This window comes from Amycolatopsis sp. NPDC104863 (genome assembly GCF_055582965.1).
Genome location: NZ_JBVJOW010000004.1, coordinates 458,875 through 475,756, shown reverse-complemented (window position 1 = coordinate 475,756; position 16,882 = coordinate 458,875). Strand labels below are relative to the sequence as shown.

The following is a 16,882-nucleotide window of genomic DNA, read 5'->3' as shown; positions in this document are numbered from 1 at the left end:
GCGCGCTACGCCAACCGGATTACCTTTCCTTTCCGTCGATTAACCTCGGCGGGGTGAGCGACCTTCGCGCCCAACGGGCTTCTTCCTTCGGCAGCCGAGCCACCGCATACGCCGAGCACCGGCCCGGCTACCCGCGGGAGGCGATCGAATGGGGCCTTTCCGGCGCCACCGGAACCCCGCGCCGGGTGCTCGACCTCGGCGCCGGAACCGGCAAGCTCACCCTCGGCCTGACCGGGCTCGGCCTCGACGTCACCGCGGTCGAACCCGACGCGGAAATGCGCGCCGAACTCGGCCGGCGCGTCCCGGCGGCGACGTCGCTGGCGGGCCAGGCGGAACGGATCCCGTTGCCCGACGGCGACGTCGACGCGGTTTTCGTCGGCCAGGCGTTCCATTGGTTCGACGTGCCCGCGGCGATGACGGAGATCGCGCGGGTCCTGCGCCCGGGCGGCGTGCTCGTCCCGATGTGGAACTACGAAGACGATTCGGTGCCGTGGGTGGCGAAGTTCACCGAACTGGGCCGCGACGGCGCCCGCAAGCCGGCGTCGACCGACGATTTACGCCAAGTGGAGCACGCGGCCTTCGAGCCGTTCGAAAGCGACCGGTTTCGCCATCGGCAACGCCGGACGGCGGAGAGCCTCGTCGAAACCATCGCGACGTATTCCCTCGTGATCGTGTCGTCACCCGAGGAGTCTTCCGCGTTGCTGACCCGGCTGCGCGAGTTCCTCGCGGCGAATCCGGAGACCGCGAACGGCGAGTTCGACCTGCCATTGATCACGTGGGCCCTGCGCGCGCGACGCCGTTGACATTTTTTGTCATGGCGGCGTGCTAGCTTCGGAAGCGGTATCCCCGGATGCTCCGGACGAGCGCGTCGTACCCGGTCAGGACAAGACGGCGCAGTGACTGACCACCACTGCGAAAGGCTCACCATGTCCTGGCTCGTCCTCGTCCTGTCCGGAATCCTCGAAACCGTCTGGGCGGCCGCGCTCGGCGCGTCGAAGGGGTTCTCCCGCGCGGTCCCTTCGGTGACGTTCGTGGTCGCGCTCCTGCTCAGCATGGGCGGGCTGGCGTACGCCCTGCGCGACATCCCCCTCGGCACCGGGTACGCGATCTGGGTCGGCATCGGCACGATCGGCACGGCGACGTACGGCATGCTCGCCCTCGGCGACCCGGCGACGGCGCTGCGGATCGCCTGCCTGGCGCTGATCGTCGCGGGCGTCGTCGGGCTGAAACTGCTGCATTGACCTCCACCAATGTGGAGGTTCCATACTGGCCGGATGGCGAAGAAACCTTGGGGGCGGGCACTGATCTCGCTGGTGTCACTGGTGACGGCGGCGGGTCCGTACCGCGCCGACTGGAACGAGACCCACGTGAAGAACCCCGCGTGGCCCCCGCACGCGAAGTTCCACAACGGCCAGACGATGAGCCTCGGGCTGGGCCTGGGGGTGACCAGCCTGTGGCAGCTGTGGCGCGCACCCACCCGCGCCGGCCTCGACGCGGGGGCGGCGCTGGCGTCGCTGTACTGGGTGACGCAGATCTCGGCGCTGGCTTATCCGGGGTCGAAGGCGGTGGATCCGCCGGGGGAGGAGAAGTTTCCGCAGGCGAAGGTGGCTTTCCCGGCGTTGGCGCTGACGGCGGTGGGGTACGTGTTGGAGCGACGCCGGCTGTCCCGCGGCTGACCGCGTCGCGAATGGGTCATTGGGGACGTCCGGCGTCCCGAATGGGTCATTCGCGACACTCGAGCCGGGGCCGGCAGTCCGGCGTCAAGCCCGGATGTTGCGCTCGTACACCAGCCGCAACCCGAGCAACGTCAAATCCGGCACGTGGTCGGTGATCGTCTCCGACTCCTCGATCACCAGCGGCGCCAGCCCGCCCGTGGCCAGCACCGCCACCGGTTCCGTCCCACCCGGGGCCAGCTCGCGGACGATCCGCCGGACCAGTCCGTCCACCTGGCCCGCGAACCCGTACAGAATCCCCGACTGCAGGCACTCCACGGTGTTCTTCCCGATCACCGACCGCGGCGGCACCAGCTCGACCTTCCGCAGCGCCGCCGCGCGCAGCGCCAGCGCGTCCACCGAAATCTCGATCCCGGGCGCAAAAGCGCCGCCCAGGAACTCGCCCCGGGCGGAAATCGCGTCCACGTTCGTCGACGTGCCGAAGTCGACCACCACACACGCCGTGTCGTGGAGGTGGTGCGCGGCCAGCGTGTTCACCAGCCGGTCCGCGCCCACCTCCTTCGGGTTGTCCACCAGCAGGGCCACGCCCGTGCGGACCCCCGGCTCCACCACGATCTTCGGGACGCCGTCGTAGTACCGCGCGAGCATCACCCGCAGCTCGCGCAGCACCGCCGGGACCGTCGACAACGCGCTGATCCCCGTGACGGAGTCCGCGTGCGGGCCCAGCAGGCCGCGCACCGTCAACGCCAGCTCGTCGGCCGTCATGCGCGCGTCCGTGCGCATGCGCCAATCGCCGACGAGCGTGCTGCCGGAGTACAGCCCCAGCACGATGTTCGTGTTGCCGACGTCGACGGTGAGCAGCAAGCCGGTCAGCTTTCCGCGTGCAGCAGCGCGTCGAGGCGGCGCGCGTCCGCCGTCTCCGCGACCGGGAACACCGCCGTCTCCTCCTCCGGCGGCAGCGTCACCGTGCCGGACAGCAGCCCGGAGCCCTCCGGCGCGTGGCCGGGGTCGGTGTGCCGGTGGACGATCCGGTTGTCCGCGTCGACGAACACCACGCGCGGCTCGTACGTCGCGGCCTCGGCGTCCTCCATCTGGCCGTACGAGATGAGGATGACCAGGTCACCCGGGTGCACCAGGTGCGCCGCGGCGCCGTTGATGCCGAGCACCCCGCTGCCGCGTTCGCCCTTGATGACGTAGGTCTCCAGCCGGGCGCCGTTGGTGACGTCCACAATGGACACCTGCTCGCCGGGCAGCAGGTCCGCGGCCTCCATCAGGTCCTCGTCGACGGTCACCGAGCCGACGTAGTGCAGGTCGGCCTGGGTGACGGTGACGCGGTGGATCTTAGATTTGAGCATGGTGCGAAACATCGTGGACTCCTATTCCCCTGCGTCCAGCCGCTCCGGGTGCTCGACGGCGGCGCCGAGCAACACCGGGACGTTGTCGATCAGCCGGGTACTCCCCACCCGGGCCGCGATCAACAGTCGTGCCTCACCGTCGACGGGCGCGGGCCCGAGGTCGGTTCCCCTCAACTCCAGGTAATCCACCTCGACCGCGGGCCGCGCGGCGAGGGTCTTCCAGGCGGTCTCCAGGACCGCGCCGGCCCCGTCCCGGCCGACGAACGCCCCCGCGGTGAGGGCGGCCGACAGGACGATGGCGTCTTCGCGCTGCTCAGGCGTCAGGTAGACGTTGCGCGACGACAGCGCCAGCCCGTCACGTTCCCGCACGGTCGGGACGCCGATGACGTGCGTGTCGATGTTCAGGTCCCGCACCATCCGCTTGATCAGGACCAGCTGCTGGTAGTCCTTTTCGCCGAACAGCGCGTAGTCCGGGCGAAGCAGGTTGAACAGCTTCGCGACGACGGTGAGCACACCGGCGAAGTGGCCGGGCCGGACAGCGCCCTCCAGCTCGTCACCGAGCGGGCCCGGGTGCACGGTCACAACGGCGCCTTCGCCGTAGAGCGCGTCGGCGCTCGGTGTGAACGCGATTTCGACGCCGTCCTCGCCCAGCACGGCCAGGTCGGCCTCCAGCGGCCGCGGGTACGCCTCGAAGTCCTCACCCTCGCCGAACTGCAGCGGGTTGACGAAGATCGAGGTCGCCACGACGTTGTTCGGCAGCCGCTTCGCGCGGCGGATCAGCTCGCGGTGCCCGGCGTGCAGCGCGCCCATGGTCGGCACGAGCGCGAGCTTGCGGCCGACGCCGTGCAGGGCCTTGCTGACCTGGCTCACCTGCTCGGGGGCCGTGAACGTGTTCAGCGTGCCGCGACGGAATTTCGGTGTGGTCACTGGTCTGGGTGCCCTTCGGCGGGATCGTCGAGGAAGTCGTTGAGTTCTTTGGCGGCCGCGGTGTCCAGCAGCCCGGCCGCCGAAGAACGCGCGACCGTGCGCTTGGCCAGCGCCCGGTAGGCCGGCGCCACGTCCGGCGCCCGGTCCGCGAGCACCTCGAGGTGCTTGCGGACGGTGCCGACGTCGCCACGCGCGACCGGACCGGTGAGCGCGCGGTCGCCGTGCCGGAGCACATTATCCAACGCGGCCGAAAGCAGTGGTGCGACCAGGCGTTCGGATTGCCCGATTCCGGCTTCACGCAAGACTTCCGCGCAGTCCGCGACCAGCGTCATCAGGTGGTTCGCGCCGTGGGTCAACGCAGCGTGGTAGAGCGCTCGCGCGGAGTCGGGGATACGCACCGGCTCGGCGCCCATCTCGACGGCGAGCGCCTCGCCGACGTTCCAGGCCGCTTCGTCGTCCGCCGTCGCCGTGACGCCGATGCTGCACGCCGCCAGCCGCTCGAGGTCCTCCTCGCGGCCGGTGAACGTCATCACCGGGTGCAGCGCGAGCGGCAGCGCCCCGGCCTCGGCCGCGGGCGCCAGGACGTCGATGCCCTGCGCCCCGGACGTGTGGACGACGATCTGGCCCGGCCGCAGCGACTCCGTGGCGACGAGCCCGCGGACCATGCCGGCCAGCGCGTCGTCGGGGAGGGCGAGCAGCACCAGGTCCGCCCGCCGGACGGTCTCGTCGGGCGGCAGCAGGGGCACTTCGGGCAGCAGCCGTTCGGCCCTGGCCAGGGAAGCGGCGGACAGGCCGGACGCGGCGACCACCGTGTGTCCCGCCCGGGCCAGCGCGGCGCCGAGCACGCTCCCCACCCGGCCGGCGGACACCACCCCGACCGCCAGGCGAGCGGGCCTCATCATGGCGTGCGCCTGTGGACGCTCATGGTTGGCAGACTCCCTCTGCTCTCGTTCCAGTCCCGCTCCGGGTACCGGACGACGGCGCGAGACTAACTCGATTAAGCGCGAACCGTTGAACCCGGGTGACCAGCTTCACCCGGACCGGGTCACCCGCGAGCGGCCTCTGCGGCGAGGCGCGTCGCCTCCGCCCGGGCCGACTTCAACGTGCGCAGCAGCTCCTGCTGGCGCTGCCGGTCGGTGTCGGTGGTGAGCTCACGCCGGTCCAGGAACGCGAGCTCCGTGACGCTGGCCTGGTAGAGCGCGACGGCCTTCGCGGCCTGCTTGCCGGACTGGCGCTTCGCCTGGCGGCGCCACGCGCGGCGCCCGGGCAGGCTGGCCAGCAGGTCGACCTCCGACGGCGCGATCCAGCGCGCCGCGGCCATGTGCGGCAGCGCGGTGGCGATGATCCGCTGCTCCCGCCGTCGCTGCAGGACGACCAGGTAGACCACCCCGAGGAACAGCGGCAGCATGATCAGGAAGTACACGGTCAGGAACTTCGACCCGCCGAGCAGCGCGGCGCTGTTCCACAGCGCGTGCAGGCAGACCGCGGCCAGGTAACCGGCGATCGGCGCCAGGACCTTCAACACCTTCGTCGACGTCCGCGCGGCGATGCCGATCCCGATGCCGGTGAGCACCGCGAACAGCGGGTGCGTGAACGGCGCGAGCACACCACGCAGGAAGAACGCCGTGATGACACCCTGGCTGTGCCCGTCGCCGAAGCCGTAGTCGTTGAAGGCGCGGCCGAAGTAGTAGATGTTCTCGGTGAACGCGAAGCCGGCGGCGCTGAACCCGGCGTAGACGACGCCGTCCACGACCCCGTCGAACTCGTTCGACCGGCGCCACAGGATGAGCACGACGAACAGCGCCTTCGCGGCCTCTTCGAAGACCGGGGCGGACACCAGCGCGGCGAGCGTGTTGCCGCTGCCGGTGCCCAGCAGCTCGTCACCGACGGCTTCGGCGGTCGTGTTGATGAGCAACGCGGTGATCGTCGCGATGCAGGCGCCCCACGCGAACGCGAGCAGCAGGAACTTCGCCGGCTCGGGCTCCCAGCGGTCGACCCAGAGGAAGCCGGCCACCACCGCGGCGACCGGCACCAGCGCGGCCAGCACCCCGATCGCGACGGCGAGCGGGCCGACCCGCGCCGTCACGAGCCCGAACAGGAACAGGCCGCACAGGGCCACCACGATCAGCCCGAGCACCGGCAGCAGCACGGTGATCCGGCGAGGCCGCCGTCCGCGATCCAGTCCCGTCGCGGGCGAGAGGGTTCCGCTCACAGCCGGTCACCCTACGCAGACCGGACACGAACCGGAACGCCACCTGGCACACAGCGCCCCGATGTGTCGCGCGGAGACCTCAGTCCTCCGCGCGACGGCGGCGGCGGGGCGTCGAGCCCGTGCCGCCGTTCGCCGCCAGCAGCTCGCTGACCGACCGGCCGGCCGTGTGCGATCCGCTGCCCGGAGGGGCTTCGGGCGTCCGGTGGCCGTTGCGGGCGTGCCCGTTGCTGTGGCCGTTCTGGCCGTGGCCGTTGTGCCCGTTGCCGTTCTGCGGCACGTCCGCCGGGTCGACAGGGGTCATGTTGCGCCGCGACATCGACGCGCGCTCGGAGACCATGCCTTCCCATGCCGGCGGTTCGCCGTCCGGGCGACGGCGACGGCCGCCACCCGAGGGCTCCGGGGCGGGCACGGCGGGCATCTGCTGCGACTCGTCCGGCTTCCGGCGACGGCCGCCGAAACCACCCTGGAAGTTGCGCACCGACTCCGGGAGCGTCGGGTTCGCCACCGGCGCTTCGGCCTGGGCGGCCTCGGCGGGGGCGCGGTGCGAACCACCGTGCCGGGACGCCGAGGGCGGCGGCTGCTGCTCGCCGAGGATCGGCGACATGTCGGCCCGCGAGAACTGCTCCAGCCGCGACGGGCGCCGGCCGTCGGCGGCCGGGACCGGCGTGGTCGGCGGCACGACCGGGGGCAGGTCGGTGCGCGACGGCTGCTGCTGCCGCGACGGGCCGTTGCTCGGCACCGGCGTGGTCGGCGGGACGATCGGCAGATCGCTGCGCGAGGCCGTGGCGTCCCGCGGCATCGGCGGCTTGGCCGGCTTCGGCTCGGGCGGCTTCGGCCGGTTCGGCCGCTGCCGCTCGGCGAAGTCGTCACGGTTCTGGAAGGCCGCGCTCAGGTCGGTCACCGGGCGCAGGTCCGACCGGGACATCTCGGACGGCTTCGCGGGCGGCACGGTCGGCCGTCCCGGCGCGGGCCGCGGCGGCTCGGGAGCCTTGCGGGGCGGCGCGCCGTTCGACTGGCCGCCGACGCGGGGCAGGTCCGGCCGGGACATCTCGACGCGGGGGATGTCCGGGCGCGACATCTCCACCCGCGGAATCGCGGGCATCGACCGCTCGACCCGCGGAATGTCCGGCCGGGACATCTCGACGCGCGGGATGTCGGGGCGTGACATCTCCACCCGCGGAATGGCCGGCATCGACCGTTCCACGCGCGGGATGTCCGACCGCGAGACCTCGGCGGGCCGCACGGGCGGGCGCGCGGGGTCGACGCGGGGAAGGTCGGGGCGCGACATCTCGGCGGGCCGCATCGCCGGCCGGGACAGCTCGGCGCGACGGGCGGGCGGCGGCTCGGGACGGCGGATCTCCGTCTTCGGCTCCGGGCGCCGGATCTCGGTCTTGGGCTCGGGCCGCGGCACCTGGCGCGTCGGCTCGGCGGCGGCGTCGGGACGGCGCTCGGGCTGCTGGGCGACCTCGTCCTGCTTCGGCAGCCGCATCGGCTGCGACTCGGCCTGGCGGCGGGCCGCCTCGGCCCGCAGCTCGGCGGCCTTCAGCTCGCGCTGCGCGGCGTTCAGCGCCGGGTCGACCGACGGCACCGGCGGACGGCGTTCGCTCAGCGGCTTCGGCCGGGCGATCTGCTGGGTGCTCTGCGCGTTGACGTTCGCGGGCGCCTTCGGGGCCGGCTTCCCACCGAAGCCCTTGCCCTTGCCGAGGCCCTTGCCGTTCGCGGGCTTGCCGTTCGACGCCTTGCGGCGGCGCTCGTCCAGCACGCGGTCGATCAGCTCGGTCGGCCGCTCGCCCTCGGCCGGCTTCTTCCCGGCCATCAGCTGGGCCGGCTTCTTCTTCGGGGCGTTGTCGGGGATCAGGCGGTTCTCGTCGGAGACCTTGCGCATGCGGGTCGCCTGCGCGGTCAGCGCGACGCGTTCGAGCAGCACCTCGCCGCCGAACAGCGACTGCAGGCTGTCCCGCAGCGCGGACACCTCGGCGCGCAGCGCCTCCAGCTCCTCGCGGCTGCGGGAGTCGGCCGTCGTGCGGTTCTCGGCCTCCACCTCCAGCTCGTATTCGCGCCGGGCCGCGATCTCGCGTTCCAGCTCCAACTCGTACACAGCCTGCGCCTCGGCGACCGCGTCCTCGCTCTGTGCCGCGTGCTTGCGGTACTTCACGGCGAGGAACGCGCCGATCAGGGCAGCCCAGAGGGCGGCGACGATCGCAAGCCGGAGGTACCGGAGATCGTCGCTGAGCACCAGTGCGAGGGTGGCTCCGATGGCGAGGACAAATCCGACGACTAGCCACGGCCTGCCCAGAAGGCGGCCGCGCGAGTCGTCACCCACGCCGGTCATGCCTGACACCGTACCTGCTCGTAATCCGAACGAGACCTACTCGGTCCAGCGAGCGGTGGGAATCGAGCGCTAACCGGTCGTCCCGCGGGTGCGCTCACGATCTTGGTCGCGCGGGGTGCGGCAGCAGTGTTCGAGCCACAAACCGGCCGCGACCAGCAGTGCGGCGGAGACGACCCCGACCACGGCGGCCCGGGTGTCGAGCACCGCGGCGACGAGTTCGTCACGTCGGGGAAAAAGATAGGCGAGCGCCGCGAGCCAGGCGCCGCCCATGAAGGCTCCGGCGAGTGACGAAGCCTTCGCGAGGGCCACCGATCGGGCGATCCCGATGGCGGCAACCACCCGGCCGTTCTTGATCCGCGACCGGATGGAGAACGCGAGCACGGCTTCGACGACGGCCAGCACGGCGAAGGTGACCCCGGCGAGCAGGGGCAGCTGCGGCAGGGAGCCGTAGGCCACCTGGAAGAGCAGGTACCCGAGGACCAGGCCGAGCAGCCCGGCCACCACCAGGTCTCGGGGCCGGGTGAAGTGCATGGTCCAACCGTACCGAGCTGCGCCATCCGGGGCTCCGCCCCGGGCCGGGGGCTTCGCCACCCGGGTCCCGGCGAATAGCCTTGACTCTCCCCCGACTGGAGACTTCATCATGCGTCTAGTGGGCACCACCGCGACCTTCACCATCGGCGAGCTGGCCCGGCGGACCGGCCTGCCGGTCAAGACCATCCGGTTCTACTCGGACGAGGGCCTGCTGCCCCCGACCGAGCGGACCGACGCCGGCTACCGCCTCTACGACGCGGCGGCGATGGCCCGGCTCGAGCTGGTCCGCACCCTGCGCGAGCTGGGCCTGGGCCTCGCCGAAGTCTCGGCCGCGCTGACCCGCTCGTCGACGGTCGGCGAGCTGGCGACCCGGCACGTCGAGGCGCTCGACGAGCAGATCCGGCGCCTGCGGCTGCGCCGGGCGGTGCTGCGCGCGGTGGCCAAACGGGATTCCGAGCTGGAGGAAGTGAAACTGATGAACCGTCTCGCGTCGATGTCCGACGAGGAGCGCAAGCGGCTGGTCGACGAGTTCTGGGACGAGATGGTCGCCGGGCTCGACATCGACCAGGACTTCTACCGCCGCATGCGCGCCGGGAAGCCCGAACTGCCGGACGACCCGTCGCCCGAGCAGCTCGAGGCGTGGATCGAGTTCGCCGAGCTCGTCCAGGACCCGGAGTTCCGCGCCCTGATCCGCACGATGAGCGAAACGCAAGCCCAGCAGATCAAGGACGGCGAGTTCCAGCAGCCGGCGGAGGCCTGGCAGCAGAACTGGCCCGGGTGGGTGTCCCGCGCCGAAGCGGCCGTCGCGGCCGGGGACTCCCCGACGTCGGAGGTGGGGCAAACGCTTGCGGCCGAGATCGCGGCCGCGACGGCCCGGCCGGACCAGGACCCGGCGTCGGCGGAGTTCCGGACGGAGATGGCCGACCGCTTCGCCACCAGCGGCGACGCCCGAGCCGAGCGCTACTGGCAGCTGCTGGCGATCATCAACGACTGGCCACCGGTGCCGACGGCCCAGCCGGCGGTCCGGTTCATGATCGAAGCCCTGCGCGGCTGACCGCACCGGGGAAGCACCTCGGCGACCGGTCCGGCGAAGTCCGTAACGGACACCCCCGGTTCACCGATCATTCACGTTTCAGCGCAGCTCGAGGTCCGTCCGGCGGACTGTCGCAATCTCCTCCGCCGGACGGGCCGCGAGCAGCTCGGCGATCGGCCCGTGCCCCGGCAGGACCGCGTCCGGCTCGATCTCCACCCACGGCACCAGCACACTCGCGCGGTCAGGCGTGCCCGGGTGCGGGAGGAGCAGCTCCGGGTCGGCCGAGGTCACGCCGTCGACCGTGACGACGTCGACATCCAGGGTGCGCGGGCCCCACCGCAGCTCGCGGACGCGGCCGGCGGCCTGCTCCGCGGCCTGGCCCGTCCGCAGCCACGCCCAGTGGTCGCGGGCCGGGTCGTCGACGACGCAGAGCGCGTTCAGGAAGTCCGGCTGGTCCTCGACGCCCCACGCCTTCGTCTCGTACACGCTCGACACCACGACCAGCGCCGGCCGGACGGCGTCGAGCGCCAGCTTCAGGAACCCGAGCCGGTCACCGAGGTTCGAACCCAGCGAAAGGACGGCCCGGCTCATCGCTCGCGCCGGACCGTGACGGCCACGTCGTCGAAGGTCAGCGGGATCGGGGCCGACGGCTTGTGCACCGTCACCTCCACCGCGCCGAGCCGGTCGTCGCGCAGCACCGCGTCGGCGATCTTGCCCGCGACGCTCTCGATGAGGTCGTACGGCTCACCCGCGACGATCCCCGCCGCCAGCTCGGCCAGCTCACCGTAGTGCAGCGTCTGCTTCAGATCGTCGGTCGCGGCGGCCGGACCGAGGTCCAGCCACACGGTGATGTCGACGACGAACTCCTGGCCGTCGCGCTTCTCGTGCTCGAACACCCCGTGGTGGCCGAACACGCGCAGGCCGGTCAGCGTGATCCGGTCAGACATCCGGCGAACCCTTCCACCACGCGGCGGCCACCGTGACCGCGTCCAGCGACGCCCCGACCTCGTGCACCCGCACGCCCCACGCGCCGGCGGCCGCGGCGAGCGCGGAGATCGCCGCCGTCGCGTCCTCCCGGCCGTCCGGCGAACGCGGCGTACCGTCCTTTTCGGACAACAGCCGGCCGAGAAACCGCTTGCGCGAGGCGCCGACGAGCACCGGGAAACCCAGGGAGAGCAGCGAGTCCAGCCCGCGCAGCAACGCCCAGTCGTGCTCGGCGTTCTTGGCGAAGCCGAGCCCGGGATCCAGCACGATGGCGCTTTCCGCCACCCCGCCCGCGAGCGCATCGTCCACTCTGGACAGCAGCTCCGACCGGACATCGGCGACGACGTCTTCGTACTCGGCGAGGGCCTGCATGGTGCTGCTGTGCCCCCGCCAGTGCATCAGCACCCACGGCACACCGGTATCGGCGGCGACCCGGACCATGTCCGGATCGGCCAGCCCACCCGAAACATCGTTGATGACCCTCGCCCCGGCTTCGAGCGCCGCGGCAGCGACGGAGGCACGCGTGGTGTCGACCGACAGCTGGATGCCCTCACCGGCGAGGGTGCGGATCACGGGGATGACCCGCTGAAGCTCGGTCTCGGCGTCCACCCGCTCCGCACCGGGCCGGGTGGACTCACCCCCGACGTCGATCAGGTCCGCGCCGCGCGCCCACATCTCCCGGGCGTGCTCCAGCGCCTGGTCGAGCCCGAGGTACCGGCCACCGTCCGAAAAGGAATCCGGCGTCACGTTCAGCACGCCCATCACGACACACCGCCCGGGAGCGGGAAGCCCCACACTCACCGGCGCGCCTTGATCAGATCCAGCGCCTCCGCCCGCGACGACGGCGAGTTCTTCAGCTGCCCGCGGACGGCGGAGGTGGTGGTGCGAGCGCCGGGCTTGCGAATGCCCCGCATGGCCATGCAGAGGTGTTCGGCCTCGATCACGACGATGACGCCGCGCGGTTCGAGCTTCCGCACGAGAGCATCGGCCACCTGGGAGGTGAGGCGCTCTTGGACCTGGGGGCGCTTGGCGTAGAGGTCGACGAGGCGGGCGAGCTTGGAGAGGCCGGTGACCTTACCGGCGGCGTTGGGGATGTACCCGACGTGCGCGACGCCGTGGAAGGGCACCAGGTGGTGCTCACATTGGCTGTACATCGGGATATCCGTGACGAGCACCAGCTCTTCGTGGGACTCGTCGAAGGTGCGGTCCAGCACCGAGTCCGGCTCGGTGTACAGCCCGGCGAACATCTCGCGGTATGCCCGGGCGACCCGGGCGGGAGTGTCTTTGAGACCATCCCGCTCCGGGTCTTCGCCGCACGCCAAGAGGAGCTCGCGGATCGCCTTCTCCGCCCGGTCCTGGTCGAAGACCGGGCGGTCGGCGTCACTGGGACTTGTCGGGTCCGTCCGGGTCACGCCGCTCCCCCTCGCTCTGCTGGTTGCCCGCTTGATCGGCGAACCAGCCGTGCTCGCGAGGACGTTCGTCGCCACCGGGCCGCCACGACTGGCCCGGCTGACCGCCCGGCGAGGTCGCGGGCGTCCAGCCCGGAGGGGCGCCGTAGTTCGGCGGGCCGCTCTGGCCCGCCGGGCCGCCCGGCTGGCCGCCGTAGGTCTGCGGCCAGTGCGCCGAGCCGTTGGGGCCACCGTTCGGGCCGCCGTAGGGACGGCCGCCGTTCGGGTAGGCGCCCGGGGTCGGCGGGGCGTACGGGTTGGCGTTCGGGTCCGCCGGGGTCGGGTACGGCGGTCCGCCGGGCAGGTCGCCCGCGCCCTGGGCCGTGCCGACCGGGGTCGGCTCCGGCTTGAGGACCGGCTTCTCCTTCTCCGGCGGCGGCCACGGCTCGCCGCGCTCCATCGCCAGCTCGCCCGGGGTCTTGATCGGCGGCTTGTCCGACGGCGTCCGCTCACCGAACTCGTTGAACACGGTGATGTGCGGGCGCTTCTCGACCGTCGCGAAGATCCGCTCCAGGTCCTTGCGGGTCAGCGTCTCCTTCTCCAGGAGCTCGATGACCAGCTCGTCGAGCACGTCGCGGTAGGTGTTGAGCACGTGCCACGCCTCGGTGTGCGCGGTCTCGATGAGCTTGCGCACCTCCTCGTCGATCTCGTGCGCCACCTCGAGCGAGTAGTCCGCCTGACGGCCGGCCGAGCGGCCGAGGAACGGGTCACCCTGCTCCTGGCCGTACTTGACCGCGCCGAGCCGGGCGCTCATGCCGTACTCGGTGACCATCGCGCGGGCGATCTTCGTCGCCTGCTCGATGTCGGCCGACGCGCCGGTGGTGGGCTCGTGGAAGACGAGCTCCTCCGCCGTGCGGCCACCCATCGCGAAGACCAGCCGCCCGATCATCTCGGAGCGGGTCATCAGGTCCTTGTCGTCCTCGGGGACGAGCAGGGCGTGCCCGCCGGTGCGCCCGCGCGGCAGGATGGTCAGCTTGTAGACCGGTTCGATGTCCGGCATCGCCCACGCGGCGAGCGCGTGCCCGCCCTCGTGGTAGGCCGTGATCTTCTTCTCCTTCTCGGAGATGATCCGGCTCTTGCGCGCCGGCCCGCCGACCACGCGGTCGACCGACTCCTCCAGCGCGGCGTCGTTGATCACGTGCCCGTTCTGGCGGGCGGTGAGCAGCGCCGCCTCGTTGAGCACGTTCGCCAGGTCGGCGCCGGACATGCCGACGGTACGCTTGGCCAGGCTCGTGAGGTCGGTGCCCTGGGCGATCGGCTTGCCCTTGGCGTGCACCTCGAGGATCGCCTTGCGGCCGCGCAGGTCGGGCGCGGACACCGGGATCTGCCGGTCGAACCGGCCCGGGCGCAGCAGCGCCGGGTCGAGGATGTCCGGCCGGTTGGTGGCCGCGATCAGGATGATCCCGCCGCGGGCGTCGAAGCCGTCCATCTCGACGAGCAGCTGGTTCAGAGTCTGCTCGCGCTCGTCGTGCCCGCCGCCGAGGCCGGCGCCGCGCTGGCGGCCGACCGCGTCGATCTCGTCGACGAAGATGATGCACGGCGCGTTCTGCTTGGCCTGTTCGAACAGGTCACGCACTCGCGACGCGCCGACACCGACGAACATCTCGACGAAGTCCGAGCCGGAGATCGTGTAGAACGGCACGCCCGCTTCGCCGGCGACGGCTCGCGCGAGCAGCGTTTTACCGGTGCCGGGCGGCCCGTAGAGCAGGACGCCCTTCGGGATCTTCGCGCCGAGCGCCTGATATCGCGCCGGGTTCTGGAGGAAGTCCTTGATCTCGTACAGCTCTTCGACGGCCTCGTCGGCGCCCGCGACGTCCCCGAAGGTCGTCTTGGGCATGTCCTTGTTCAGCTGCTTGGCCTTGGACTTGCCGAAGTTGAGGACGCGGTTGCCGCCGCCCTGCGCGTTGTTCATCATCCACATCAGCAGGCCCAGCACGAGGGCGAGCGGGATGGCGAAGATGAGGATCTGCGTCAGCACGCCCTGCTGGGTGACCTTGGTGGTGAACTTGACCCCGGCGTCACCGTTCTTCGCGGCCAGCAGCTTGTCGTAGATCTCAAGCGACGCGTTGGCCGGGTACTGCGCGATGATCTGGGTGGTCTGCTGCCCGTCGACGTCGATCGGCTTCGAGAGGAGCAGCTTGACCTGCTGTTCCTTGTCCTCGAGGCTCGCTTCCTTGACGTTGTTCGTGGTGATCTGGGAGTTCGCCACCGAGATGGGTGCCTGGGTGTACCCACGATCACTGTCGAAGATCGTGTTGTACGCGAACAACGCCAGCAACCCCGCGACGATCCACAGCAGTGGGTTCCTGAGCACGCTCTTCCGGTTCATACGACTCGGCCCTGGTGGCCTCGACCCTCCCTGGTTGGGCGGCTCCTGTGATACCCGCCATCACGATCTTGACAACCCGCGGTGCCTGGACACCCGTCCCAACAGGGTACCGTCCGCTGCCGCGTTCATCCCCTGTGAGCCTCTCGCAGGTCAACGGGCGATACCGCGTCCGGGTTCCCGTTCGGCCTGCACCCTCGTCACGCTATCGCGTGCCGTCCGACACACTGTTCACCATCTCGCCCAGCCGGGTCCGCAGTGTCTTCGGGTCGGCCGGCGCCACGGTGACCCACTCCCGGCCGTCCGTACCTGCGCGGGAGACGCTCAGGTACCGCCCGGTCGCGGTGTCGAACCAGGCCAGGACCCGGGACCGTTGTTTGGCCCCGACCTGCGAACGGCTGTTCGCCGCCAGCTGACCGCCCCGCATCCGCGGCTGCCCGGCGATCCGCCCGTAGGCCTCGCGCGGGTCGGCCGTGGTCCGTTCGCTCAACGGCGTCCGGCGCGCCTTGCCCCGCTCCTCGCCCGCGTTCGCCGGGAGCGATACCGGGATGCGGATCGGCGCGGTGCGCAGGGCGTCGTCCAGCGGGAGTGTGACCGACGCCTCGCTGCCGCGCGGGCCGGCGGGCAGCACCCCGACGACGGCGGAGACCAGGCCGTCCCGCGGGACGTCCCGCAGCCAGATGCCGTCGGCGTCCTGGACCGCGAGCACACCCTGGGTCTCGTCGGCGGCCGCGAGCACGCCGATCGTCGGCGCTTCGAACTGCGGGATGTGCAGCGCGTCGATGGTCAGCGGGGCGAAGGCCAGCAGGTGGAGGGCGTCTTCGATCGGCGGCGCGAGCCGGCCGCGCGGGTCGCGGACGCCCCGGGCCTTCAGCTCGGCGTCGGTGCGGTGGCGCAGCGAGACTCGCTCGTCCTCGGTCGCGCCGTGCGACCGGACCAGCAGCGGGTACGGCAGCTCCCCGACCTGCGCCGACTCCCAGAGGAAGTCGAACGCCAGTGGCGAGAAGAACTCTTGCATCACTACTCTCCCGGATCGGATTCTTGCTCAGCGTAGCCCGCACCACCGACAAAAAGTGATCGTCGGACTGGGCACGCTCGGAGAAGCCGGGCCTGATCTTGGCAGAGAGCGTGAACGGCCGCGTCGTCAGACCGTGCTGGTGGTCGCCGCTCCCGCGAGCATCTCACCGAGCCGGTGGCGCAACGTCGCCGCGTCGGCCGGGGCGATCGTGATCCAGTCGCGGCCGTCACGGCCCTGGGTCGCCTGGGTGAAGTAGCGGCCCGACTCCGTGTCGAACCAGCTCAGCACCGGGGTGCGCGTGCGGCCGCCCATCCGGGACCGCGCGTTCGCCGCGATCTGGCCGCCGCGCAGGCGGGGCTGGGCGTGCAGCCGGGCCAGCGCCTTGCGGTCGTCGTCCGCGCCCGCGCGCTCCTCGCCGTTGCTGCGGCGCTGCAGGAAGTCGACGCCGTGCGGGCCGACCAGCTGCTCCAGCGGCACGGTGATCGACTTCTCGCTGCCGCGCGGGGCGCCCGGCAACAAGGACACGATCGCGCTCGCCAGGCCGTCCGCCGGGCACGGCTGCAGGTGCAGGCCGCGGGTGTCCTGGACGGCCAGCAGCCCCTGGCCGCCCAGCACGCCGGCCACCGCGAGCAGCGGTTCGGCGTCCGGGGCGATCAGCTGGATCGCGTCCAGGCTCAGCTCGGGGGTCGCCAGCACCCCGAAGTAGTCCTCGACGTGCGGTTCCGGGCGCCCGCGGCCGTCGGCGAGCCCGCGCGCGGCGAGCCCCTCCAACGTGCGACGGCGCAGCAGCGACCGCTCGTCGGCGGTTTCCCCGTGCGACCGGACGCGCAGCGGGTACGGCAGCTCGCCCAGTCCGGCGGACTCCCACAGGAAGTCGACCTCGGCCGGGGTGAGCAGCTCTGCGTTCGGCATCGAGCCACCCCCAGGAGAAACCGGGCCGGGGGGGGGGGGGGGGGGGGGGGGGGGGGGGGGGGGGGGGGGGGGGGTGGTGTGTTTCCGCCCCGCGGCTGAGCCACAGGGGGGGGTGACAGTGTGTCTTTGTG

Annotated in this window: 18 protein-coding genes and 1 riboswitch; of the genes, 4 read left to right on the top strand and 14 right to left on the bottom strand. The window is 71.8% G+C overall.

Going from position 1 to position 16,882, the window contains the following annotated elements:
- The first annotated feature begins 53 nt into the window (after nucleotides 1–53).
- The 3 genes from ACZ63J_RS23820 (at nucleotide 54) to ACZ63J_RS23810 (ending at nucleotide 1,676) form a co-directional block, all read left to right on the top strand.
- On the top strand, nucleotides 54–803 hold the full coding sequence (locus ACZ63J_RS23820) for a class I SAM-dependent methyltransferase (RefSeq protein WP_465406001.1): 750 nt from the start codon (nucleotides 54–56) through the stop codon (nucleotides 801–803).
- A gap of 34 nt (nucleotides 804–837) precedes the next feature.
- Nucleotides 838–898: riboswitch (guanidine-III (ykkC-III) riboswitch) on the top strand.
- A gap of 28 nt (nucleotides 899–926) precedes the next feature.
- On the top strand, nucleotides 927–1,241 hold the full coding sequence (locus ACZ63J_RS23815; RefSeq protein WP_465405999.1) for a DMT family transporter: 315 nt from the start codon (nucleotides 927–929) through the stop codon (nucleotides 1,239–1,241).
- 33 nt (nucleotides 1,242–1,274) lie between these two features.
- Nucleotides 1,275–1,676 carry a DUF6640 family protein gene (locus tag ACZ63J_RS23810; protein WP_465405997.1) on the top strand — a complete coding sequence of 134 codons (402 nt, stop codon included), beginning with the start codon at nucleotides 1,275–1,277 and terminating at the stop codon, nucleotides 1,674–1,676.
- An 84-nt stretch (nucleotides 1,677–1,760) separates the two neighbouring features.
- Here ACZ63J_RS23810 and ACZ63J_RS23805 read toward each other — a convergent pair whose 3' ends face one another.
- The 7 genes from ACZ63J_RS23805 to ACZ63J_RS23775 form a co-directional block, all read right to left on the bottom strand.
- Nucleotides 1,761–2,537, bottom strand: a complete 777-nt coding sequence (locus tag ACZ63J_RS23805) for a type III pantothenate kinase (protein WP_465405996.1) — start codon at nucleotides 2,535–2,537, stop codon at nucleotides 1,761–1,763.
- A 5-nt stretch (nucleotides 2,538–2,542) separates the two neighbouring features.
- Complete coding sequence (gene panD / locus ACZ63J_RS23800) at nucleotides 2,543–3,040, bottom strand: aspartate 1-decarboxylase (protein WP_465334102.1); 498 nt, start codon at nucleotides 3,038–3,040, stop codon at nucleotides 2,543–2,545.
- Nucleotides 3,041–3,049: 9 nt separating this feature from the next.
- Nucleotides 3,050–3,955 (bottom strand): pantoate--beta-alanine ligase, encoded by a 906-nt coding sequence (gene panC, locus ACZ63J_RS23795; protein WP_465405994.1) that lies wholly within the window; start codon nucleotides 3,953–3,955, stop codon nucleotides 3,050–3,052.
- Nucleotides 3,952–4,911: a Rossmann-like and DUF2520 domain-containing protein gene (locus ACZ63J_RS23790; RefSeq protein ID WP_465334371.1), complete on the bottom strand. Its 960-nt coding sequence runs from the start codon at nucleotides 4,909–4,911 to the stop codon at nucleotides 3,952–3,954. Before ACZ63J_RS23790 ends, panC begins: the two co-directional genes overlap by 4 nt.
- Before the next feature lie 89 nt (nucleotides 4,912–5,000).
- Nucleotides 5,001–6,104, bottom strand: coding sequence for a PrsW family intramembrane metalloprotease (locus ACZ63J_RS23785; RefSeq protein ID WP_465406062.1), 1,104 nt, complete (start codon nucleotides 6,102–6,104; stop codon nucleotides 5,001–5,003).
- Between the two features lie 142 nt (nucleotides 6,105–6,246).
- A complete protein-coding gene (locus tag ACZ63J_RS23780) occupies nucleotides 6,247–8,499 on the bottom strand; it encodes a DUF6779 domain-containing protein (protein ID WP_465405992.1) in 2,253 nt (750 codons plus the stop codon).
- Between the two features lie 69 nt (nucleotides 8,500–8,568).
- Entirely contained in the window at nucleotides 8,569–9,030 is a 462-nt protein-coding gene (locus ACZ63J_RS23775; RefSeq protein WP_465405990.1) for a DUF3180 domain-containing protein, read from the bottom strand.
- Between the two features lie 118 nt (nucleotides 9,031–9,148).
- Between ACZ63J_RS23775 and ACZ63J_RS23770 the strand changes: the two genes are divergently transcribed.
- Nucleotides 9,149–10,084 (top strand): MerR family transcriptional regulator, encoded by a 936-nt coding sequence (locus ACZ63J_RS23770; RefSeq protein ID WP_465405988.1) that lies wholly within the window; start codon nucleotides 9,149–9,151, stop codon nucleotides 10,082–10,084.
- A gap of 78 nt (nucleotides 10,085–10,162) precedes the next feature.
- On the opposite strand, the gene folK is transcribed toward ACZ63J_RS23770, so the two are convergent.
- The 7 genes from folK to ACZ63J_RS23735 all read right to left on the bottom strand — a co-directional run bounded on the left by folK (nucleotide 10,163) and on the right by ACZ63J_RS23735 (nucleotide 16,751).
- Nucleotides 10,163–10,654 (bottom strand): 2-amino-4-hydroxy-6-hydroxymethyldihydropteridine diphosphokinase, encoded by a 492-nt coding sequence (folK, locus tag ACZ63J_RS23765; RefSeq protein ID WP_465405986.1) that lies wholly within the window; start codon nucleotides 10,652–10,654, stop codon nucleotides 10,163–10,165.
- Nucleotides 10,651–11,010, bottom strand: a complete 360-nt coding sequence (gene folB / locus ACZ63J_RS23760; protein WP_465301313.1) for a dihydroneopterin aldolase — start codon at nucleotides 11,008–11,010, stop codon at nucleotides 10,651–10,653. Before folB ends, folK begins: the two co-directional genes overlap by 4 nt.
- On the bottom strand, nucleotides 11,003–11,809 hold the full coding sequence (gene folP, locus ACZ63J_RS23755) for a dihydropteroate synthase (protein ID WP_465405985.1): 807 nt from the start codon (nucleotides 11,807–11,809) through the stop codon (nucleotides 11,003–11,005). Before folP ends, folB begins: the two co-directional genes overlap by 8 nt.
- Before the next feature lie 35 nt (nucleotides 11,810–11,844).
- Complete coding sequence (gene folE, locus ACZ63J_RS23750) at nucleotides 11,845–12,459, bottom strand: GTP cyclohydrolase I FolE (protein WP_465405983.1); 615 nt, start codon at nucleotides 12,457–12,459, stop codon at nucleotides 11,845–11,847.
- Nucleotides 12,428–14,824: an ATP-dependent zinc metalloprotease FtsH gene (gene ftsH / locus ACZ63J_RS23745; RefSeq protein WP_465405981.1), complete on the bottom strand. Its 2,397-nt coding sequence runs from the start codon at nucleotides 14,822–14,824 to the stop codon at nucleotides 12,428–12,430. The genes folE and ftsH overlap by 32 nt, the downstream gene beginning before the upstream one ends.
- A gap of 202 nt (nucleotides 14,825–15,026) precedes the next feature.
- Complete coding sequence (locus ACZ63J_RS23740; RefSeq protein WP_465334090.1) at nucleotides 15,027–15,842, bottom strand: ESX secretion-associated protein EspG; 816 nt, start codon at nucleotides 15,840–15,842, stop codon at nucleotides 15,027–15,029.
- Between the two features lie 123 nt (nucleotides 15,843–15,965).
- Nucleotides 15,966–16,751, bottom strand: coding sequence for an ESX secretion-associated protein EspG (locus ACZ63J_RS23735; RefSeq protein WP_465405979.1), 786 nt, complete (start codon nucleotides 16,749–16,751; stop codon nucleotides 15,966–15,968).
- Nucleotides 16,752–16,882 lie beyond the last annotated feature (131 nt).